This window comes from Micromonospora sp. WMMD1076, from assembly GCF_029581475.1.
GTDB lineage: Bacteria > Actinomycetota > Actinomycetes > Mycobacteriales > Micromonosporaceae > Micromonospora > Micromonospora aurantiaca.
Genome location: NZ_CP120862.1, coordinates 4,770,158 through 4,791,975, shown reverse-complemented (window position 1 = coordinate 4,791,975; position 21,818 = coordinate 4,770,158). Strand labels below are relative to the sequence as shown.

Sequence of the window (21,818 nt, the reverse complement as noted above, 5' to 3'; positions counted from 1 at the left end):
AGCCGGGAAGATCGTCGCGGTGGACCCGGCGCGGGCCCGCTGGCCGGAGGCGGCCCTCGCGCGCCACGACGTGGTGGTCAGCGCCGGCGCGCTACGCCACCACCGCGACCTGCCGGCGGCGTTGCGGGCGATGGTGCTGCACGCGGGCCGGCTGCTGCTCTGCGCCGAGGACGCCGGCACGCCGGCACCGCACGAGCAGGTTCTCGCGGCGCTCACCGGCGGACCGGCGGTCAGGCAGCCGCCGCGGCACCTGCTCGTCGCCGGCGTCCTGGCGGAGATGGGCTTGCCGGCCGACGTGACGATGGTGACCGGCGGCCGGTCGGTCAGGGCGGCTGACGAAGCCGACCTGGCGCGGCGGCTGGCCGGGCGGCCACTGCCCGCCCCCGTCAGCGGGCGCCTGCTGGAACTGCTCGCACCGATGCTCAGCCGGACGCCGGCCGGGGACCTGGAGTACCGCTATCCGGTGGCGGCGGGCCTGGTGGTGTGCCCGGTGTGACGGGCGGTTCGGCGAAGGCGGCCAGCAGATGCTCGGCGGCGAGTGCCGGGGTGAGCGTGCCGTCGGCGACCTGCCGCTCCACCTCGGGCGCGAGCGCCCGCACCCTGGGATGCGTGCGGAGCCGGTCGAGCAGCTCGGCCCGGACCATCGCCCAGACCCAGCCGATCTGCTGCCGCCGGCGCCGCTCGGCCAGATCGCCGGAGGTGACCAGCGTGTCCCGGTGGTGGCGAATCTGCCGCCACACCTCGTCCAGGCCGGTCTCCTCCACCGCGCTGCAGGTGACCACCGGCGGCTGCCATCCGCCGTCCGGTGGGTGGATCAGGCGCAGTGCCCCGGCGAGTTCGCGGGCCGCGCGGCGGGCGTCACTCGTGTGCGGCCCGTCGGCCTTGTTGACGGCGATGACGTCGGCCAGTTCCAGCACGCCCTTCTTGATGCCCTGGAGTTGGTCCCCGGTGCGGGCGAGCGTGAGCAGCAGGAACGAGTCGACCATCTCCGCCACGGCGATCTCGGACTGGCCGACGCCGACGGTCTCCACCAGGACCACGTCGTAGCCGGCGGCCTCGACGACCACGATCGCCTCACGAGTGGCCCTGGCGACGCCACCGAGGGTGCCGGCGGTCGGCGAGGGACGGACGAACGCGGCCGGGTCGGTGGCGAGCCGCGCCATCCGGGTCTTGTCGCCGAGGATGCTGCCGCCGGTGCGGGTGGACGACGGGTCGACCGCGAGCACCGCCACCCGGTGCCCGGCAGCGGTGAGCCGGCTGCCGAGGGCGTCGATGAATGTGGACTTGCCGACCCCGGGTACCCCGGTGATGCCGACCCGGCAGGCGCCGCCCGCGTGCGGGGTGAGAGCCACCAGCAGCCGCTGGGCCGCCGCCCGGTGATCGGCCCGGGTGGACTCGACCAGGGTGATGGCCCGGGCGATCCACGCCCGCGAGCCGGCACGTACCCCGTCGACGTACGCCTCGACGGCGGGAGCGCGCATGCCGCTCACGCCGCCGAGTGGCCGAGCCGCCGGGACAACTCGGCGAGCAGATCCAGCGCGGCCTCGGCGATCACGGTGCCCGGCGGGAAGATCGCCGTTGCACCGGCCGCGCGCAACGCGTCGAAATCCTGAGGTGGGATCACACCGCCGACGATGATCATGATGTCGTCGCGGTCCAGGGCGGCCAGTTCGTCACGCAACGCCGGTACCAGGGTCAGGTGCCCGGCGGCCAGGCTGGAGACGCCGACGACGTGCACGTCGGCCTCGACCGCCTGCCGGGCCACCTCGGCCGGAGTCTGGAACAGCGCACCCACGTCGACGTCGAAGCCGAGATCGGCGAAAGCGGTGGCGATCACCTTCTGGCCACGGTCGTGGCCGTCCTGGCCCATCTTGGCCACCAGGATGCGCGGCTGGCGGCCCTCGGCGGTGGCGAACGCAGCGGTGGCGGCACGGACCCGCTCGATCGCGGAGACCGCACCTGCCTCGTCCCGGTACACGCCCGAGATGGTACGGATCTGCGCGGCGTGCCGCCCGTACACCTTCTCCAGCGCGTCGGAGATCTCACCGACTGTGGCCTTGGCCCGCGCGGCATCCACGGCCAGGGCGAGCAGGTTGCCGTCCAGCCCCGGCCCCCGGGTGCCGTCGACCGCGGCGCCGGCCGCCCGGGTCAGCGCCTCCAGGGCAGCGCCGCAGGTCGCATCGTCCCGCTCGGCGCGCAACCGGCGCAGCTTGTCCACCTGCTGGGCCCGCACCGCCCGGTTGTCCACCTTGAGCACGTCGATCGGCTCGTCGGCGTCGGGGCGGTACTTGTTGACGCCGATCACCGGCTGCCGGCCGGAGTCGATGCGGGCCTGGGTACGCGCGGCGGCCTCCTCGACCCGCAGCTTCGGGATGCCCTCGTCGATGGCACGGGCCATTCCGCCGGCCGCCTCGACCTCGGTGATGTGCTGCCAGGCGCGGGCGGCCAGGTCGTGGGTCAGCCGCTCGACGTAGGCGCTGCCGCCCCACGGGTCGATCACCTGCGTCGTGCCGGACTCCTGCTGGAGCAGCAGCTGGGTGTTGCGGGCGATCCGGGCGGAGAAGTCGGTCGGCAGCGCGAGGGCCTCGTCGAGGGCGTTGGTGTGCAGCGACTGGGTGTGTCCCTGGGTGGCGGCCATCGCCTCGACGCAGGTGCGGACGACGTTGTTGAACACGTCCTGGGCGGTCAGCGACCAGCCGGAGGTCTGGCAGTGCGCGCGCAGACTCAGCGACTTGGGGTTCTTCGGTTCGAAGTCGCGGACCAGCCGGGCCCACAGCAGCCGGGCGGCCCGCAGCTTCGCCACCTCCATGAAGAAGTTCATGCCGATGGCCCAGAAGAACGACAGCCGGGGGGCGAACGCGTCGACGTCCAATCCGGCGTCGCGGCCCGCGCGCAGGTACTCCACCCCGTCCGCGAGGGTGTACGCCAGCTCCAGGTCGGCGGTCGCGCCGGCTTCCTGGATGTGGTAGCCGGAAATGGAGATCGAGTTGAACCGCGGCATCCGCGCCGAGGTGTAGGCGAAGATGTCGGAGATGATCCGCATCGACGGCTGCGGCGGATAGATGTAGGTGTTGCGGACCATGAACTCCTTGAGGATGTCGTTCTGGATGGTGCCGGAGAGCTGCTCCGGCGCCACCCCCTGCTCCTCGGCCGCGACGATGTAGAGCGCCAGCACCGGCAGCACCGCGCCGTTCATCGTCATGGACACGCTCATCCGGTCCAGCGGGATGCCGTCGAACAACTGCCGCATGTCATAGATGGAGTCGATCGCCACCCCTGCCATGCCCACGTCCCCGGCGACCCGCGGGTGGTCGGAGTCGTACCCCCGGTGGGTCGGCAGGTCGAAGGCGACCGACAGTCCCTTCTGGCCGGCGGCCAGGTTGCGCCGGTAGAACGCGTTCGACTCCTCGGCTGTGGAGAAGCCCGCGTACTGGCGGATCGTCCACGGCTGGGTGGTGTACATGGTCGGGTACGGGCCACGCAGGTACGGGGCCATGCCCGGGTAGGTGCCGAGGAAGTCCAGCCCGGCCCGGTCGGCGTCGGTGTACAGCGGTGCGACGCCGATGCCCTCCGGGGTCTGCCAGGTCAGCGCGTCCGGGTCGCTCCCGGTCTCGGCGCGTACCGCGGCACGCCACCGGCCGAGGTCGGCGCCGGCCGGCGGGGCGCCGAGCTCGACGCCGGAGAAGTCGGGAATCCGGGCACCCATCACGCCACCCCCAGGTCACGCAGCGTTGTCTCCAGCACCGACACGGCATCGCAGTCGGCGTACAGGTAACCGTCCACTCCCGGATGGTCGGCCGGCGGGCCCGCGAGCCACACGCGGACCGCGCCCGCGTCGCTCAGGGCACGCGCCACTGGTTCCGCCGACTGGGCATAGGTGCGGTCCGACGAGCACAGGCAGGCGACCGACGCGCCGCTGGCGGTGAACTCGGCCGCCAACCGGGCCGGGTCGTCGTCGCCGGCCGGGGGACGGGCGGTGGCGATTCCACCGGCTGCGAAGAGGTTTGCGGCGAAGCCGGCCCGGGCGTTGTGCACCGCTGGCGGGCCGAGGGTGGCGAGGAACACCGTGGGCCGGATGCCGGTGTTCACCGCCTGCGCGTCGGCCCGGTCGCGCAGGGACTCGTACGCCTCCGCGTACCGGTGCCGGGGCAGCCCGCCGGCTGGCGCGGCCGGTGCGGGCGGGCGGACCGGCAGCCGCTCCGCCAGGTTCGGGAACTCACTGACGCCGGTGAGTGGATCCCGGCGATGCGCCAGGTTCTCCACCCTGCGCCGCCACGTCGCGGCCAGCCGGTCAGCGACCAGACCGCTGCTCAGCGCGGCACCCATCCCACCGGCCCGCTCGATCTCGGTGAACCACTCCCAGGCCGCCCGCGCCAACTCCTCGGTGTACCGCTCGACATACCACGAGCCACCGGCCGGGTCGACCACCCGGCCCACGTTCGCCTCCTCCAACAGCAGCGAATGAGTGTTGCGCGCGATCCGCCGGGCGAAGCCGTCCGGCAGGCCGAGGCAGGCGTCGAACGGCTGCACGGTGACCGCGTCCGCGCCGCCGACCCCGGCGGCGAAACAGGCCAGGGTCGTGCGGAGCATGTTCACCCACGGGTCGCGGGCGGTCATCATCGCCGTGGAGGTCACCGCGTGCTGGCGCTGCGCGCCCGCCTCCGGCACCCCGCACACCTGCGCGACCCGAGCCCACAGCCGGCGGGCGGCACGCAGCTTCGCGATGGTGGCGAACTGGTCGGCGGTGGCCGCGTACCGGAACTCCAACTGCCCGAACGCGACCGGCACGGCCACCCCGGCACCGGTCAGCTCGCGCAGGTACGCCACACCGGCGGCCAGCGCGCAGCCGAGTTCCTGCGCGTCGGAGCCGCCCGCGTCGTGATACGCCGTCGCGTCGACAGTCATCGCCCGCAAGCCGGGGAAGTCGGCCGCGCACCGGCGGGCCCACTCGCCGGCCGGTCCCTCCCACCGCCGCCCGGTCCGCGCCAGCCAGCCGAGCGGGTCCACACCCAGGTTGCCGCGCACGTCCGAGGCTGGCACCCCACGCTCCGTGAGCAGCGCGAACCAGGCCGGCACCGCTTCGACCGCGGCGGCCCCGGCATCCAGCACCACCGCGGCCAGGTCCAGGTAGACCCCGTCCAGGGTCGTCGGCAGCCCGTCCACCAGCACGCCGCCCTCGCCGAGCACGAGCCACAGCGACGTGGCGCCGTTCTCCAGATCGGCGCGGACCGTCTCGCCGGTCACCTTCGGATCCGGATCCGCGTGCCGCTGCCGGATGTCCCACCCCGCCGCCACCGCGCCGGCCGCACGCCCACCCCGGGTGTACGGGAACAGGCCCGGCGGACCCGGAAGCGGGGTCGAGCCGGCCGCGGTGTGCAGTGGCGCGAGCGCCAGGCCGTCGTACCCGCGACAAGCCAGCAGGTCCTCGACGGCCTCGGCTGAAGCGTCCTGGCCGGCGAGTCCGGCCTTGCGCAGTACGCCGAGGGCCAGTCGCTGCCACTGCTCGTGCGTGGCGGCCGGGAAGCCGGCGGCGAGGCGAAGTGTCTCTGACGGCACCGTCATGCCGGGATGGTAAGTGCGGACCGACGCAGCAAGCCGGGATTGTGACAACATCAACTCCCGGCTGGACATCGCGGCGACACTACAGCCGGCCGTACCCCAGTTCCGATGTGCTTGTGGACAGCGTTGTTCGCGGGCAAGCCGAACACCACACCGGTCACCGCGTTCACCGGCAGCCACAGCAGGGCGTGGGAGATACGGACAGTGGCTGGACCGGTCCGTGCTCGACGCCCCGCAGCGCGCAGCGCAGGACGCGACGCCAACGGCGCACCGAGCAGCCGGCCGGCGCGGTCACGGTGCCAGTTCGCCCAGAGCCGGGCGAGCCGTGGAATCCACAGCAGCGGGTGCGCGAGCACCGTGGCGATCCCGGAGAGCAGCGAGCCCAGCAGGTAGACACCGCTTCGCCGCGCCTTCAACCACCGTCGACCCGACGTCACAGGATGTTGTCTCCCTGTACCCGCCGAGGAAGCTCGCCTTGCCGACACGGCGCCGAGTCTGCCCGCTGGCCGCCGCCGGTGCCATGACAGGCAGCCAGCGACGCAGCGAATCGGCGGGCGGTGTAACGAAGACCACAACTCAGGCAGTTCGGCATCATGCATCGGAAACAGAACGCGATGCGACACCGTGCCCACCTGAGGCATCCCGGGCCGCCCGGCTCCGGTAGGTGCGGGGTGAGAGGCCGGTGGTGCGCTTGAAGGCTGTGCTGAGTGCGCTCTCCGAGCCGTAGCCGACCATACGGGCAATGGCGGCCACGGTATCCTCACCCCGGCGCAGACGGTCGGCGGCCAACTCGATCCGCCAGGCGGTGAGGTACTCCAGCGGGCCGCGCCCGACGACCTTCTTGAAGCGGGCAGCCAGCGTCGAGCGTGACACCGCTGCGGCGTCGGCCAGCTCCGCCACCGTCCACGGGTGCGACGGGCGGCCGTGCATCGCCCTCAGGGCCGCGGCGACCACCGGATCTGCCAACCCGGCCAGCCAGCCAGACGCGGCACGCTGGCTGAGACGCAGCCGCAGAATCCGGATGAGCATGACCAGCGCGAGGTGCTCGGCGACCACTCTCGCGCCGGGATGCGCCTGCCGTAGCTCCACGTCGATTTCTGCGACGGCCCACCGGACGGTCTCCGCCTCCGGCGTCGCGGCCGGTACGTGAACGACCGGGGGGAGACTGTCCAGCAGCAGGGCTCGGGCCCGCTCGGTGAAGGAAAATGCGCCGCCGACGAGGAAGACCTCGTCCCCCTCTCCGGCACGAGCCACCCCGTCGACCGCCGCCTCGAAGATCGGCTGAGCCGGCTCCGTGGGGATGCCGGGGTGGCTGGCGAGGGTGAACGCCTGCGACCGGGTCAACAGGAAGCAGTCACCCGTTTCGAGGGCGACCGGGTCCGGTTCCCCCTCGACCTGCAGCAGGCAGCGGCCCCGCCGTACGGCATTGAACTTGACGCCGGTGGGCGGCTCGAACCCGAGCGCCCAGCGACCCCCAGCGACAAGTGCGGCAGAGACGTGGCTTGCCGCGCCGAGCAGCGCGAGCACCTCCTCCAGGGGATCCATAGCCACCTCGCTTTGGACTATCGCTAAAGAGTGACGGACTCCAGAGTATAGGCAGTCCAGGGCCCTCGCTCATACCGTGGATCCCATGACAGAGGCCGCACGCTTGAGCACCCCGTTCACCGCCCGGACCACCGCTACGGAGATCCTCGACGGCGTCAACCTCGGCGGGCGACGGATGATCGTCACCGGCGGAGCCTCCGGCATCGGCACCGAGACCGTTCGCGCCCTCGCCCGCGCTGGTGCGGAGGTCACCGTGGCCACCCGCAACCCGGCCCAGGCCGAAGCGCTGGTGGCGGAGTTCGCCGGTCCCGGTCCGGGCGCTGTCCGTGCGGCAGCGCTCGACCTGGCCGACCTGACGTCCGTCGACGCGTTCGCCGCCACCTGGGCGGGCCCGGTACACGCGCTGATCGCCAACGCGGGCATCATGGCGATCCCCGACCGTCAGCTCACCTCGGAGGGCTGGGAACTCCAGCTCGCCACCAACTACCTCGGCCACTTCGCGCTCATCCGCGGTCTGCACGACAACCTCCGCGCCGCCGGCTCGGCACGGGTGGTGATCGTCAGTTCCGGGGCGCACCTGCGGGAAGCCTTCGACTTCGACGACCCACAGTTCGAGCGGCAGCCCTACGACCGCTGGGCAGCGTACGGCCGGTCGAAGACCGCCGAGGTGCTGCTCGCCGTCGGCATCGCCCGGCGCTGGGTCACGGACGGGATCACCGCGAACGCGCTGAACCCCGGCTTCATCACGACCAACCTTCAACGCCACATGGACGACGAGACGCTGCGCGCGTTCGGGGCGATGGACGAGGCAGGCAACCGCATAGAGCAGCCCTACTTCAAGTCACCCGCGCAAGGTGCGGCGACATCCGTGCTGCTGGCTGCGTCGCCGCTGGTCGAGGGCGTCACTGGCCGGTACTTCGACGACAACCAGGAGGCTGATGTCGTAGCCGGCGGTCCAGAGGCAACCGGCGGAGTGGCCGCCCACGCCATGGACCCGACGGCCGCCGACCGGCTTTGGGAACACGCCGAGTCGGTACTGGCCCGCCGTCGGGCGGCGAGGTGACAGGCCGAGCAGTTTGCCATCCGCCCGTCAACAGTTGGCCGAGCAGCCGATCCAGGAGGTGGGCGGCCTTACCGGAGAGCCGAGGCTACGTCAGCCGTCGGTCGCTGTCCGAGAGTGTCGTAGCGGAGGTGCACGACGCCGTTCCGGAATCGGCGCTCGTCGAGGAGTTCGAGGTCCGCGCGGATGCCGGTCGGCAGCCCTGGCTTGCCCCCGCCGATGACAACGGGCAGGACGAACAGCTGGCACTCGTCGACCAGCCCGGCCTTGAAGGCCTCCGCCGCGAGGTTGGCACCTCCGATGGCGAGGTCGCCGCTGGCCGTGGCCTTCAGTTCGCGTACGGCGGCGGGGTCGAAGCGGCGTTCGAGTCGGGTGTCGGTAGTTGACACCGCGGCGAGGGTCGTGGAGTACACGACTTTGCCGGCCGCCTGCCAGGCGCTCGCGAAGTCGGCCATGAGGCCGGACTGCGCGGCCAGCGTGGCGTCGGTCTCCCAGACGGCCATCGCCTCGTACAGGCGCCGCCCGTAGAGAAACGTGCCAACGGACCGCAGCAGGTCGGTGGTGAACGCGAATACCTCGTCGTCGACGGGGAGCCAGTCGAACGCGCCCCGTTCGTCCTCGATGTAGCCGTCAAGCGACGTGTTCATCACGTAGATGAGCTTGCCCATGCCGTTACCTCTCGATGGTCGATCGAACCAGGTCAAGGACCGGGCCGGCTCACGACTCCCTTGCTCGGGAGGCCGAAGCCGGCTGCCTCTACCTGTTCTACGAACCACCTGCCGCGGATCCGACGCCCGTGCCGGAGACGAGTTCTGATGTGCGAACCAGGTTCCGGTAGGACATCGCATCCGCACCGAACCGAGGACGTCGGGGTACTCCAGGAGGCCGATCCCGGAGAGGCCACCGCTGCCTTGTCCACTGCGTCCGTGGTTGCGGATGTCGTAGGTGAGGATGTCGTAGCCGGCGTCGTGCAGGTGTTCGAGTTCGGGGAGCGTTCGAGAACGGCGCTGCGGCCCACCAGGGCGGTGCACGACCCGGCCCGACCCGGCCCGGCACCGGCTACGCCGTCGTCGGGGACCCCCTCCCCGCGCTGGGCCGCGCCGCGTCTGCGGGGCGGCCCAGCGCCGTCACCGGGTCAGACGAGGTTCTTGTGGAAGAACTCGGCGAGTTTGGCGGCGGCGGCGGGGGTGACGTACTCGTCGCGGTCGTAGAGGTCGACGTGGGTGGCGCGCTCGACGAGGAAGAGTTCGGCGTTGCCGGGGCTGTCGGCCACGGCCTTCTCGGAGAAGCCGCGGGTGACGGCCTCGGTGCCGGCGATCATGAGGAGCGGGCGGGGTGCGATCTTGGCGACGGCGGCGAAGGAGTCGAACTGGTCGAGGAGGTCGGCGCTGCGGATGACCATGTCGCCGGTGGAACGGGGATGCCGGCCGCGCGGGGTCTTGTAGTAGTCGACGAACTCGGCGGTCGGGGCCGGGGTGTCGGCGTCTGCCTGCTCCGGGAGGACCGGGAAGGTGGCGGCGGGCTGACCGGCGGCCTCCGCGCTGCGGAGCTTGCCCGAGCTGGCGACCATCTGGTCCCAGCCTTCGGAGTCGGCGCCACGGAAGAAGCCGGGTACGTCGGTCCCGGAGACGCCCGCGACGGCCTTCATGCGGTGGTCGGTCTGGGCGGCGTAGGGGGCGTAGGCTCCGGAGCCGCAGATGCCCATGACGCCGATGCGTTCGGGATCGATCTCGTCGCGGGTGGTCAGGTAGGAGACGGCGGCGCGGAAGTCCTCGGCACGCTGGAACGGATCCTCAAGGCCGCGCGGCCGGCCTTCGGACTCGCCCTGAAACGCGGCGTCGAAGGTCAGGACGGCGAAGCCCTCCCGGACCAGGCGTGCGGCGTACGCGGCCGGTGCCTGCTCCTTCACCCCGGTCGTCGGGTGACCGATGACGATCGCGGCGAGCGGCCCCTCGGCGTTCTCGGGCAGGTAGAGGTGGCCGGCGAGCCGCAGGCCGTTGGTGAGGAAACGGACATCGGTCCTCATGGGTGATTCCTCCTGGTCGGTACGGTGTGCCCACCACCTGGCGGGCCGTGATTCCACTGTCCGGTCGGTGGCGAGCGGCAGGAAGGTCGGGCTGTTTCCTAGGAGGGATCTTTCCCAGGCTGAGCGGTCGCGGCCGTGACAGCATTGGGGGCGTGGTCGAGTCCCTTCACCTGCGTGAGCTCGGCGAGTTCCTCAAGCTCCGTCGCAGCGAGTTGAGGCCCGCGCAGGTCGGCCTGCCCGAGCACGGCCGGTCCCGGCGTCGGGTACGGGGGCTGCGCCGCGAGGAGGTGGCCCAGCTCGCCGCGATCAGCACCGACTACTACATGCGCATCGAGCAGGGACGCCTCGCACCCTCGCAGTCAGTGCTCGCCGCGCTGGTCCGTGAGCTTCGGCTCACCGCTGACCAGGCCGCGTACGTCGAGGGACTGGTCGGCCAGGCCGCCAGGACGACCCGTCCCGTCGGGCCGCGGCGGCGAGCGACCCGGCCGAGAGTCCATCCGCACCTGGCGCGGCTGGTGGGGCAACTGGCCGGCACGCCCGCCCTCGTCTTCGGACCCCGGCTCGACATCCTTGCCTGGAACCAGCTGGCGGCGACGCTGCTCCGCGACTTCGCCGCCGTGCCCGACCGGGAGCGCAACTACGTACGGATGGTCTTCACCGACCCCGCGATGCGCGAGATCTACCCGGGCTGGGAGGACGTCGCGCGGACGTGCGTGGAGGTGCTGAGGATGGAGGCGGGCACCAACCCGTCCGACCCCGCCCTGTCCGAGCTGGTCGGCGAACTCTGCATCGCCGACGCCGACTTCCGCACCTGGTGGGCCGAACACCGGGTCGCGCACCAGAACTTCGGCAGCAAGCGGATCACCCATCCACTGGTCGGCGAACTCACGCTCGACTGGGACACCTTCCGCTACGCCGGTGCCCCCGACCAGCAGCTCATCCTGTGGTCGGCGGAACCCGGAAGCATCTCGCACCAGCGACTCGCGCGACTCGCCCACTCGTTGTGACTGCCACCGGTCGGCTTCCGCGGGCTGGCCGCCGCACCGCACGCCGGCCGGCTGCCGGAGCGCTGCCGCCGGCGCCGGTGCGAGGGCTCAGCGGCCCGGCGCTCCGTCCGCCCGTACGGGGGTGCCGGCCAGGCGCCTGTGGACCCGGACCAGCCGGACGACGAGAGCTACCAGGACGACGTCGAGGAGGGCCACCGACACGAGCGGGGGCAGCCGGAAGTCCGCCACCATCGCGGATCTCGCGACAGCCGTCGCCGACAGCTTCCGGCAGCCGGTCGCCGCCAGCGCCCCCCGCCCCGATGAACCAGCCGGGAGCGCGTTGGGCCGTGATGTAGCAGCACCATGCAACGAAGGGCCGGCCACCCGGATCGAGGGCGGCCGGCCCTCCTCACGTTGCGTGTTCCGACCGGCCGACATCAGCGAGGGTGGGGCCCGGCCGGCCGGCGCGACGGCCGGCAGGTGGGATCCGGGCCGGCGTGGAGACGGCATAGGATGGCGGTTCCTGCACGGAACGGGGCCGTGCTCGGCCGGTCGCGCCGCCTCGGCCTCGCCGGGCGCCGCGGCGTCCGGGACGAAGGGTGGACACCCCGGATGCACCAGCGGATCCTGCTGCGAGCCCGCAAGGGCCCGTTCGACGTCGTCACCGTCGAGGAGACCTACGAGCGGGACTGGATCGGCAAGAACAGCGGCAACCTGGTCTTCAGCCACGCCGCGCACAAGCTGCTGTCCACCTCGGCGGCGGAGATCACCCCGTCGCGGTTCCGGACGGACCCGCGCGATGCCGACGAGATCAACGAGAAGTACGACGTCTTCGTGATCCCGCTGGCAAACGCCTTTCGCCACGACTACGCGAACCGGCTGACGTCGATGACCCGGCTGATCGAGCGGCTCAAGATCCCGGTGGTGGTGCTCGGGGTCGGGGCGCAGACCGACGTGGACGGCGACCGGGAGTACCTGCGTCCGATCGACGAGCCGGTGAAGGCGTTCTGCCGAGCGGTGCTGGACCGATCGCACAGCATCGGCGTACGCGGCGAGATCACCGAAAGCTACCTGCGTACGCTGGGTTTCTCCGCCGTCGAGCAGATCGGCTGTCCGTCGATGTTCCTGCACGGCGACAGCTTCCGGGTCGAGAAGGCGAAGGCGACCCTGGGCACCGAGGACCGGCTCGCGTTCGTCATCTCGCCATACGTCCGAGCGTTGGCCCCGATCGTCCACCACCACTACCAGCGCTACCCGAACCTGCGCTACCTGGCGCAGGGCATGTACACCCTCGGCACCCTGCTCTACGGCGACGCACCGAAGTTGCGCGGCAAGACCGACGACATGCCGATCCACACCTCACACCCGCTCTTCGTCGAGGACAAGGTGCGGATGTTCGTGGACCCGTGGCCCTGGATGGAGTATCTCTCCGGGTTCGACTTCGCCTTCGGCACCCGGATCCACGGCACCATCACGGCGCTGATCTCCGGCACTCCCGGGTATCTCCTCGCACACGACTCGCGCACCCTGGAACTGGCCCGCTACTTCGACATCCCGCACCGGTTGATGCGCGACGTACCGGCCGACGTCGACGCCGCCGAACTCTACGCGGAAGCCGACTACACGGCCCTGAACGAGGGCCACAAGGAGCGGTTCGCGCGGATCACCGCGTTTCTCGCCAAGCACGACCTCGGCCTTTCGTTCGCCGACGGGGACAGCGCCACCCGCTTCGACGAGCAGGTCCGCCGGACCGTCTACCCGCAGGCGGTCCGGCCAGCCTCCGCCTGCACCGCCGAGGAACTGCTGGCGCGCATCCAGTGGCTGCGGGACGAGAACCAGACGCTGCAGCAGAAGCTCAAGACACTCCGCGCGCAGCCACTGCGCGAGCGGGTCAAGCAGGCGGTGGGCGGCCGGGTCCGCCGGATGCTGTCGCGCTGACCGTCGTACGCCTGCTCGGCAGCGGAGTGGCCGGCGCGGGGAGTAACGGCGGAGCGGGAGGTGCGCGCGGCTCGTGGAATCCGTGGCCGTCGACAGCGGGTGCGTGTGCCGATGCGTCGGTATCGATTTACATTGACGGCGGTCTTTACTAACATCGTGGCTGGGAGTCGCCAAGCGCTGCTGGGCAGCAGTGCCGTCCACCTCTCGGACGGCTTGAATCGATCGGCGTCACCTTCTCCGGGGTGGGCACCCAGCGAGGGCCACTGGGCGCCGGCGCATCCACTGGAGCACCGATGAAAATCTCACGGACAGCACGCCGTCTGGGACTGGGCGCGGTCGCAGTTCTCCTCGCCTCGTTCACGATGGTCGTCGTCAACCAGGCCGATCCGGCCTCGGCGCACGGATCGGTCACCAACCCGCCGTCACGCAACTACGGATGTTGGGAGCGCTGGGGTTCCGACCACCTCAACCCCACGATGGCCCAGACCGACCCGATGTGCTGGCAAGCGTGGCAGGCCAACCCGAACACCATGTGGAACTGGAACGGCCTGTACCGCGAGAACGTCGGCGGCAACCACCAGGCCGCCGTGCCGGACGGACAGTTGTGCAGCGGCGGTCGCACCCAGGGTGGCCTGTACGCCTCGCTCGACGCGGTCGGCGCGTGGACCGCGAAGCCGATGCCGAACAACTTCACCCTGACGCTGACCGACGGCGCCCGGCACGGCGCCGACTACATGTTGATCTACATCACCAAGCAGGGTTTCGACCCGACCACCCAGCCCCTCACCTGGAACAGCCTCGACCTGGTGCTCCGCACCGGCAGCTACCCGACCACCGGGCTCTACGAGGCGCAGGTGAACGCGGGCAACCGCACCGGGCGGCACGTCGTCTACACCATCTGGCAGGCGTCCCACCTCGACCAGCCGTACTACCTCTGCAGTGACGTGATCTTCGGCGGCGGCGGCACCCCGCCGCCGACGACCCCGCCGCCCACCACGCCGCCGCCCACCACGCCGCCGCCCACCACCCCGCCGCCGGCCGGAAACGGTACCTGCACCGCCACCTTCCGCAAGACCAACGAGTGGGCCGGTGGCTTCGGCGCCGAGGTCACCGTCCGGGCCGGCAACGCCGCCATCTCCGGATGGACGGTGGCATGGACCTGGCCCAACGGCCAGAGCATCACCAACTCCTGGAACGCGACAGTCACCTCGAACGGTTCGTCGGTCACCGCGTCGAACGCCGGTTACAACGGTTCCCTGAGCGCCAACGCCACCACCAGCTTCGGCTTCAACGCCTCCTGGAACGGCACCAACTCCACACCCAACCTCACCTGCACCGCTCGGTAACAGCATCGGCGTCGGGGTGGCGCGGCACGCGCCACCCCAACGCCGGCGCGCTCCGCCACCATCAGGAACCGCGATGAGGTGAAGAACGACCATGATGTCCCGGACAGGCGTCAGCGGCTGGTACCGAAGCCGCTTCGTGTGGATCGAGGCGGGCCTGCTGGCCGCGTCGATCGGTGTGGCCGCCGTGGTCACCTCGACCACCCCGAAGACGGACCCGGCAGATCTCCACCGGCAGATCCTGACCCGGATGCGTACGACCCTCGAGCAGGCGGACCCGACACGTCACCATCACGCCGGGCACACCGCCCCACAGGCACCAGCCGGAGAGCAGGCCGCGCCGGCGGTCATCTGCGGAGTCCATGTCTACGGTCACGAGCCCACCGGGGCCGCCACACTGGCCGACGTCCAGACGATCTACGGCTTCCACCTCTGCGGCGTCGCCGAACAGAAGCGCCACTGGGACGGAGCGGTCAAACTCGCCGGTCCGGTGATCATGGACATGACCGCCCAACCTCCCGGCATCGAGGTGGTCGAGGCGACCGCCGACGTCAGGTTCGTCGACCGGCTACGGGAGATGTTCCCCGACGAGTACGAGGACCTGGCACTCAGGGAAGCGTTGCCCGCATCGGAGATGGCCGACCTGCGGCGCCGGTACGACGCCGCCGCCGGTCTCTGACCACGCCGAGCCGCCGACACCCGCTGCCCGGCCATCCGCACCGTCCGTCCCGGTAGCTCGGGCCCGTGGGACAGGGGGTGTCGCGTTCTTCGGCCAGGAAGCTGCGCCTGGCGTACGAGCAGTGCGGCAAGCCGCCGTCGATGCTGCTGACCGTCGGGCATCGCGGTGACAGCCAGCAGTTCTTCGCGGCGCCGGCCGTATCCGCGCGCCTCGATTCGGGTGATCGCGGCTCAGTCGAGTCGTGTCTCAGGGGCTGACTCCGCCGGCAGGCGACCGGCGGGACGGCGCTCCTTCCGCCGTCTGTGGCGGCTGTTGCGCTCGTTCACGCGCGCGGCGGGTCCAGGAAGCGTTGTGCCAGGTCGGCGAGGGTGTCGGCGGTTTTGTCGACGGGCGCGGTCGGCAGCACGATGTGGCTGACGACCAGTCGCGCGATGGATTCGGCGCCGACGGTGACATCATCGGGCGACACCCGGGGCAGGTGCGTGCCCGCCCACTCTCTCAGCACCGTGACGGCGGCGGCCAGGGCCAGGTCGGCGCGGGTGGTCAGGTAGGGGAGCAGGTCGTCGGTGCCTCGGGCGCTGTTGAGGACGGCTTTGACCAGCGGGTCGGTGCCGGCTTGCGTCAACACGAACGTGACCGCGGCATGGACGGCGGCTCTCACGTCGCTGCCGTGGGCGGACAACGCCTCCCGCACACCTTCCATGAACCGGTCGATCTCGCGGTGTGCGATGGCTTCGCTCAGTCCGGCCTTGTTGGTGAACTCGTTGTAGAGCGTCTGTCTGCTCACGCCCACGCGGGCCGCCACGTCGGCCATTCGTACCGCGTCCCAGCCGCGGTCGATCGCCAGGTCGCGGCCGGCCGTGATGACCGCGTCACGCAGGTGCTGGCGGGCGGTGTGGCGATAAGGCGGGAAGTCGGCCATGGTGCGCCGAGTCTATCCACTGGACACCCATGCCCTTCGTGCCCACGAAATTGACGCGAAGCCAGATATTGTCAAGCGTGGTTATCCGTGTGACAGTCGACGCAGCGCTCGACACTCCGGAGGCGGCACATGCAGACCTCGATCGATGCTCCAGCGGTCGCCGCCGGGTGGCAGGACGGCAAGAAGCACCTGTGGCCACTGGCTCTTCTCGTGCCGGTGCTGCCGTTTCTGGCGTACGCGTTGTGGAAGGCCGGCGCGGGACCTGCTGCCTGGTGGCTCACCCCGGCGGTGGTCTTCGGACTCATCCCGATCATCGACGTGCTGCTCGGCGACGACGGAGAGAACCCGCCCGACGACATCGCCCGGCGGTTGCAGGAGGTCCGTTACTACCGCTGGATCACGTTCCTGTTCCTGCCGGTGCAGTACGCCGCCCTGCTGCTCGGAGCATGGGTCTGGACGCGTGGCGGCCTCGGTGTCGCCGGTGCCGCCGGCCTGGTCGCCACCATCGGGATCGTCAACGGACTGGCCATCAACACCGCACACGAGCTCGGCCACAAGCGCGAAACGGTCGAGCGGTGGTTGTCGAAGATCGCGCTCGCGCCCACCGGGTACGGCCACTTCTACGTGGAGCACAACCGCGGACACCATGTCCGTGTCGCCACGCCGGAGGATCCGGCCAGCGCCAGGCTGGGGGAGAGCTTCTATTCGTTCTGGCCACGTACGGTCTGGGGCAGCCTCATCTCGGCGTGGCGGCTGGAGATCGGCCGCTTCCGGCTGCGGCACAGGAGTCCGTGGACGCTGCGCAACAACCTGCTCAACGCCGGGCTCATGACAGTCGTGCTCTTCGCCCTGCTGATCGCCGTGTTCGGCTGGCGGCTCGTGCCCTTCCTGTTCCTGCAGGCGATCGTCGGCTTCTCGCTGCTGGAAGCGGTCAACTATCTCGAGCACTACGGATTGTGTCGCCAGCGCACGGCCACCGGCCGCTTCGAGAGGGTCGACCCACGGCACAGCTGGAACAGCGACCGCGTCGTCACCAACGTGTTCCTCTTCCAACTGCAACGCCACAGCGACCACCACGCCAACCCGCTGCGCCGCTACCAGACGCTGCGCAGCTTCGACGTCTCGCCGCGGCTGCCCGGAGGCTACGCCTCGATGGTGATGCTGGCTCTCGTTCCACCGCTGTGGTACCGGGTGATGAACCCACGGGTTCTGGCGCACTACGGCGGCGACCTGAACCTCGCCAATCGCAACCCCCGTGCCGAGGCCCGACTGCGTCGCCGCTACGGCCGGCCCGCAACGTCCCTTCCCGGCGCAGGCGCGTGTTCGCGAGGAACCCAGGTCGACCAACGGACCCGCCCGACGGCGACCACCGGGAGGGTGCCGTGAACGTCGCCCACGCAACCGCCTCCACGGAGGCGGCGGCAGAGCCGCCGACCCAGCCCTGCGCCGCGAATCGCGAGAACCCTTCTTATTTCCGTCGACCGGGATTACGCTCTGGGTCAGCCCTGGAACGGATCACATCGGAGGTTCCTATGAGGACAATGACCATCCGTCGCACGAGTGCGCTCCGCCTGGTGTCCGGCGCCCGCCGGCTGTGGATCGAGTGGTGCTGGTAACTGCCGGCCCGGCGGGCGCTCCCGGGCGCCCGCCGCTGCGGCGGTGGGCCCTGCGGTGACCGGCGGGGCGGAGCGCTACGACTGCCACCGCGACCACGGCCCGTACGCCGGGGTCTCGGCCTTTCTCGGCCGGGTCGCCGCCGACCGGCCCCGCCTGGCGGCCCGGCACGCGGTCGAACTGCGCGCGATCGCCCCACAGCTCGATCCGGCGGTCCGGCCGACGGCCGAGGAGGAGCCGATCCGCTTCCACCCCGCCCGCCGTACCGCCTGCCTGGCGTACGGCGCGGCGGAGCTGGTGGCGGCCTGGGCCGGCACGCTCCGGCGGCCCGTGACCGTCCGGTTCGACCACGTCGCCAGCGCCGACGAGACGACAGCCGAACTGCTGGACGCGCTGGCCCGCCGGCTCGGGCCGGCCCCGGTGCGCCTCGACCTGCGCGACGTCGGTGCCCCGGACCCGGCGCCCGGCGAGCGCACCCCGCAGACGCTGCGGCGGGACCTGGGCGACAGCCTGGCCCGCGGCTACTACCACCACGCGGCCCGGGTCGCCCGGCGCGGGCGGGCGGCGGTCACCCCCGACGGCGACCTGCGGCACTGGTGGGCGTTCACCACCGGCCTGGCCACCGCCCTGGCGGCCCTGAACCGGGCCGCCGAGGCGCTCGACCTCTACGACGAGGCGCGGGCCGTCACCGACGACCCGAAGATCACTATGTCGGCGGCGTACGCCACCGCCATGCTGCACGCCCGGCACCTGCCGGTGGCCGACCAGGACCCGGCGCTGGCCCGGCACTGGCTGGAGGTGGCGCTGCGCCTCGCCGCCGAGCTGACCGACCCACGCCGGCGGCTGCTGTCGACGGTCTTCTACGAGCAGGGCCTGGCGCTGCTGGACAGCCGGGCAGGCCGGCCCGACCGGGCGCTGCGGATGGTCGACGACGGGCTGGCCCGGCTGACGGCTGCGCTCGGCCCCGGTGAGCGCCCGCAGGACCTGGCCCGGCTGCGCCACAACCGGGCGCAGGTTCACCTGGCGCTGGGCGACCCGGCGCGGGCGCTGGCCGACCTGGACACCGTGATCGCCCACGATCCCGACAATTGTGAGTACTACGTGGACCGCGCCGCTCTCTACCGGGCGGCGGGCCGGGCCCGAGCTGCGATCAGGGACTACGACGCCGCCATCCGGCTGGGGCCGCACCTGCCCGAGGCGTACTACAACCGGGCTGTGCTCCACCTGGAGCAGGGCCGCCCCGAGCGGGCGCGCGCCGATCTGGAGCGGGTGCTCGCCATCGATCCGGAGCACCTCGACGCCCGGATCGCCCTGGTCAACCTGCACGTGGAGCGCGGCGCGCTGGACGCCGCCGAGGCGGGCGCGCGGGCCGGGCTGGCCGGCGCTGCGCACGAGCCCGCGCTGCTGTGCACGCTGGGCCTGGTTCTCGCCGGGCGCGGCCGGCCCGCCGAGGCCGACGAACTGCTCACCCGGGCCCTGAGCGGGGATCCCGAGTTGGTGGAGGCGTGGACGAACCGGGCCGCCGTCCGGTTCGAGCGCGGCGAGGTGGCCGCCGCGCTCGACGACCTGGACCGGGCGGTGACGCTGTCGGAGGCCCCCGTGCCGCGCTACAACCGGGGTACGGCCCTGGCCCGGCTGGGCCGGTGGGACGAGGCTGCCCGTGACTTCACCCAGGCGCTCGCCCAGCCCGGCCTGGACCGGGCCCTGCGCCGGGATCTGCGCGCGGAACTCGCCCGCTGCCGCCGGGCGCTGGCCGTCTGACCCGGCCCGGCCGGGGAGCCGGCGCTCATCGTGCGCCGGCCCCGGTCCGGGGGAGGGGGGAGCGGGTTCAGCAGCCCTGGCGGCGGCTGTAGATCTGGTGGCGCTGACCGGCCCATCCGATGTAGCCGACGGCCTCGACGCAGTAGTTCGCCGTGCCGGTGACGGCGACCGGGCCGGCGTGATAGCTGAAGTCACCGGAATCGGTGTCCGCGCTTCCGGAACGGGTGCAGTGTGCGCCCTCGTTCGAACGCTCCGCGCAGCGGTAGATCTGCACGAAGGTGGGTGCGGACTTCCCGTACGCCGCGCCGCGGTGGTAGAAGCAGGCGCTGTTGGTGCCCCCGTTGCTGCTGTTGTAGTAGATCACCAGTTCACCGAGCCCCGACGACTGCACCTGGCTGTAGGTGACGGTCCCCGAGCAGGAACCGGCCGCCTGGGCGGCGGGGGCGCCGGCAGTCAGGCCCGCCGCGACAGTCACCAGCGCCGCCAGCATCGAAAGCATGCGTTTCATGAACCCATCCGTTCCACGGTCGACTTCTCTGTAGTGGATCTTAATCACCCGATGACCTTCGCCGTGGCCCCTCATCAGCCGGTGCCCCTGCCGCGTGGCCGGCTTCGGGTGGACCACGGGCCGTGACGGGGTCCGCATTCATAGGTGACCGCCTATTGACAAACAATGTTAACGATTGGAGTCTGCTGAGAGAGCGCTCTCCCGTCCCTGTCTCCAGCGAGGTGTCGCCATGCGTCTCCGAAGAAAGCTGCTCGCCGCCGCGTCCGCTCTGCTCGCCGGGCTCGCGGGTGCCGTCGTCGCCACGCCCGCTCACGCGGTCGGACCGGCATTGCTGCCGGTCACCGTCACCAACACCACCGGCCGCAGTGACCCGGTCTATCTCTACGTCATCGGTGTCCAGTTGTCCTCCGGCCGGCTCGGTTACGTCACCTCCGGCGGCGTCTTCGTGCCGTGGACCGGCGGGCAGATCCCTCCGTCGCCCGCGCCGGACGTCTCCATACCGGGCCCCGGCAACGGCGGCAGCACCACGATCCAGTTCCCCCGGGGTTTCTCCGGCCGGGCCTACTTCTCCCTCGGGCAGAAGCTGAAGTTCTTCCTCACCCCGGACGGGCTGGTGCAGCCCGCGCCGTGGGCGGCCGGTGACGCGAACCGCGACATCCTCTTCGACTGGAGCGAGTTCACCTACAACGACTCCGGGCTGTGGCTCAACAGCTCCCAGGTCGACATGTTCGCGATCCCGCACGCGGTCACCGTGACCGGCGCCGGCGGCGTCACCAAGCGCACCGGCGACGTCGTGGCCAACGGACGCAACGCGGTCATCGACGGGATCCGGGCGCAGCCGGGCTGGGCCGGTACCGTCCACACCCGCTCCGACGGGACCGTGCTGCGCGTCCTGGCTCCGGGCAAGGCGGCCGGGGCCGGCCTGCTGAGCACCACCTACCTGGACTCGTACATCGCGTCCGCGTGGAACGCGTACACCACGAAGACCCTGACCGTGGTGCCCTTCGCCGACCAGCCGGCCATCCGGTACTACGGCCGCACCTCGGGCAACACCATGACCTTCACCAACGGCAGCGGCCAGGTGGTCGCCTCCTTCAACCGGCCCTCCTCGGCCAGCGTCTGGGGCTGCGACGGCGACCTGCCCGCGCCGAACGACCAGGTGGTCGGCCCGATCTCCCGTACGCTCTGCGCCGCCCTCAACCGAGGCACGCTCGGCACCATCGACACCCAGCCCAGCACGAACGCCGCCGACTTCTACCGCAGCAACCCCACCAACCAGTACGCCCGCCTGATCCACGCCAACATGACCGACGGCCGGGCGTACGCGTTCGCCTTCGACGACGTCGGCGGATTCGAGTCGCTGGTACACGACGGTGACCCCCGTTCGGCCGGACTGATCCTCAGCCCGTTCACCGGCGGTGGCGGCGGCACCCCGACCACCGGAGTGCCGGTGGTCAGCAACTGGAACAACAAGTGCATCGACGTGCCGAGCTCCAACTTCGTCGACCGCGCGCCGCTGCAGATGTGGAACTGCAACAACACCAACGCGCAGAAGTGGACGTTCAGCGGCACGGCGCTCAAGAGCCAGAACAACAAGTGCATGGACGTCGACGCCGGGTCCACCGCGAACGGGGCCGCGGTGCAGCTCTACACCTGCAACGGCACCGGTGCCCAGCAGTTCACCCTGAACGCGGCCGGAGACCTGGTCAACCTCCAGGCCGGCAAGTGCGTCGACATCAAGGACCGCAACGGCAACGACGGCGCGAGGCTCCAGCTCTGGGACTGCGGGGGCACCGCCAACCAGAAGTGGCGCAAGGGCTGACAGTCACCCGAACGGTGGCGGGAGCCGACCCGAGGCGCTCCCGCCACCGGCAGGG

Annotated in this window: 18 protein-coding genes; 9 read left to right on the top strand and 9 right to left on the bottom strand. The window is 71.3% G+C overall.

Annotated elements, in window-relative coordinates; genetic code table 11:
• The first annotated feature begins 19 nt into the window (after positions 1 to 19).
• On the top strand, positions 20 to 496 hold the full coding sequence (locus O7622_RS22535) for a hypothetical protein (RefSeq protein ID WP_282310188.1): 477 nt from the start codon (positions 20 to 22) through the stop codon (positions 494 to 496).
• Here the strand turns inward: O7622_RS22535 and meaB are convergent.
• The 4 genes from meaB to O7622_RS22515 all read right to left on the bottom strand — a co-directional run bounded on the left by meaB (position 423) and on the right by O7622_RS22515 (position 7,104).
• Complete coding sequence (gene meaB, locus O7622_RS22530) at positions 423 to 1,481, bottom strand: methylmalonyl Co-A mutase-associated GTPase MeaB (RefSeq protein WP_282310187.1); 1,059 nt, start codon at positions 1,479 to 1,481, stop codon at positions 423 to 425. The two genes, O7622_RS22535 and meaB, sit on opposite strands and share 74 nt — an antisense overlap.
• Positions 1,482 to 1,486: 5 nt before the next feature.
• Positions 1,487 to 3,706, bottom strand: a complete 2,220-nt coding sequence (gene scpA / locus O7622_RS22525; RefSeq protein WP_282310186.1) for a methylmalonyl-CoA mutase — start codon at positions 3,704 to 3,706, stop codon at positions 1,487 to 1,489.
• Entirely contained in the window at positions 3,706 to 5,562 is a 1,857-nt protein-coding gene (locus O7622_RS22520; RefSeq protein ID WP_282310185.1) for a methylmalonyl-CoA mutase family protein, read from the bottom strand. Before O7622_RS22520 ends, scpA begins: the two co-directional genes overlap by 1 nt.
• 588 nt (positions 5,563 to 6,150) lie before the next feature.
• Positions 6,151 to 7,104 carry an AraC family transcriptional regulator gene (locus O7622_RS22515; RefSeq protein ID WP_282310184.1) on the bottom strand — a complete coding sequence of 318 codons (954 nt, stop codon included), beginning with the start codon at positions 7,102 to 7,104 and terminating at the stop codon, positions 6,151 to 6,153.
• Between the two features lie 85 nt (positions 7,105 to 7,189).
• Here O7622_RS22515 and O7622_RS22510 point away from each other — a divergent pair, with 85 nt between their 5' ends.
• On the top strand, positions 7,190 to 8,167 hold the full coding sequence (locus tag O7622_RS22510) for an SDR family NAD(P)-dependent oxidoreductase (RefSeq protein ID WP_282310183.1): 978 nt from the start codon (positions 7,190 to 7,192) through the stop codon (positions 8,165 to 8,167).
• Positions 8,168 to 8,235: 68 nt separating this feature from the next.
• Here O7622_RS22510 and O7622_RS22505 read toward each other — a convergent pair whose 3' ends face one another.
• Both O7622_RS22505 and O7622_RS22500 read right to left on the bottom strand, forming a co-directional pair.
• On the bottom strand, positions 8,236 to 8,832 hold the full coding sequence (locus O7622_RS22505; RefSeq protein ID WP_282310182.1) for a dihydrofolate reductase family protein: 597 nt from the start codon (positions 8,830 to 8,832) through the stop codon (positions 8,236 to 8,238).
• A 467-nt stretch (positions 8,833 to 9,299) separates the two neighbouring features.
• Complete coding sequence (locus O7622_RS22500; protein WP_282310181.1) at positions 9,300 to 10,190, bottom strand: alpha/beta hydrolase; 891 nt, start codon at positions 10,188 to 10,190, stop codon at positions 9,300 to 9,302.
• Between the two features lie 152 nt (positions 10,191 to 10,342).
• Here O7622_RS22500 and O7622_RS22495 point away from each other — a divergent pair, with 152 nt between their 5' ends.
• Entirely contained in the window at positions 10,343 to 11,197 is an 855-nt protein-coding gene (locus O7622_RS22495; RefSeq protein ID WP_282310180.1) for a helix-turn-helix domain-containing protein, read from the top strand.
• Positions 11,198 to 11,284: 87 nt separating this feature from the next.
• On the opposite strand, the gene O7622_RS22490 is transcribed toward O7622_RS22495, so the two are convergent.
• Positions 11,285 to 11,428, bottom strand: coding sequence for a hypothetical protein (locus tag O7622_RS22490; protein ID WP_282310179.1), 144 nt, complete (start codon positions 11,426 to 11,428; stop codon positions 11,285 to 11,287).
• A 360-nt stretch (positions 11,429 to 11,788) separates the two neighbouring features.
• Here O7622_RS22490 and O7622_RS22485 point away from each other — a divergent pair, with 360 nt between their 5' ends.
• The 3 genes from O7622_RS22485 to O7622_RS22475 all read left to right on the top strand — a co-directional run bounded on the left by O7622_RS22485 (position 11,789) and on the right by O7622_RS22475 (position 15,136).
• A complete protein-coding gene (locus O7622_RS22485) occupies positions 11,789 to 13,114 on the top strand; it encodes a polysaccharide pyruvyl transferase family protein (RefSeq protein WP_282310178.1) in 1,326 nt (441 codons plus the stop codon).
• A 293-nt stretch (positions 13,115 to 13,407) separates the two neighbouring features.
• Positions 13,408 to 14,460, top strand: coding sequence for a lytic polysaccharide monooxygenase (locus O7622_RS22480; RefSeq protein WP_282310177.1), 1,053 nt, complete (start codon positions 13,408 to 13,410; stop codon positions 14,458 to 14,460).
• Between the two features lie 91 nt (positions 14,461 to 14,551).
• Entirely contained in the window at positions 14,552 to 15,136 is a 585-nt protein-coding gene (locus O7622_RS22475) for a hypothetical protein (protein WP_282310176.1), read from the top strand.
• A 322-nt stretch (positions 15,137 to 15,458) separates the two neighbouring features.
• Here the strand turns inward: O7622_RS22475 and O7622_RS22470 are convergent, their stop codons facing one another.
• Positions 15,459 to 16,058, bottom strand: a complete 600-nt coding sequence (locus O7622_RS22470) for a TetR family transcriptional regulator (protein ID WP_282310175.1) — start codon at positions 16,056 to 16,058, stop codon at positions 15,459 to 15,461.
• A gap of 129 nt (positions 16,059 to 16,187) precedes the next feature.
• Between O7622_RS22470 and O7622_RS22465 the strand changes: the two genes are divergently transcribed.
• Together O7622_RS22465 and O7622_RS22460 are read left to right on the top strand one after the other, a co-directional pair.
• Positions 16,188 to 17,444, top strand: a complete 1,257-nt coding sequence (locus O7622_RS22465) for an alkane 1-monooxygenase (protein ID WP_282310174.1) — start codon at positions 16,188 to 16,190, stop codon at positions 17,442 to 17,444.
• A gap of 285 nt (positions 17,445 to 17,729) precedes the next feature.
• Positions 17,730 to 19,433, top strand: coding sequence for a tetratricopeptide repeat protein (locus O7622_RS22460; RefSeq protein WP_282310173.1), 1,704 nt, complete (start codon positions 17,730 to 17,732; stop codon positions 19,431 to 19,433).
• Positions 19,434 to 19,500: 67 nt separating this feature from the next.
• On the opposite strand, the gene O7622_RS22455 is transcribed toward O7622_RS22460, so the two are convergent.
• Positions 19,501 to 19,941, bottom strand: a complete 441-nt coding sequence (locus O7622_RS22455) for a hypothetical protein (protein WP_282310172.1) — start codon at positions 19,939 to 19,941, stop codon at positions 19,501 to 19,503.
• 229 nt (positions 19,942 to 20,170) lie between these two features.
• Between O7622_RS22455 and O7622_RS22450 the strand changes: the two genes are divergently transcribed.
• Positions 20,171 to 21,763 (top strand): beta-1,3-glucanase family protein, encoded by a 1,593-nt coding sequence (locus tag O7622_RS22450; RefSeq protein ID WP_282310171.1) that lies wholly within the window; start codon positions 20,171 to 20,173, stop codon positions 21,761 to 21,763.
• Positions 21,764 to 21,818 lie beyond the last annotated feature (55 nt).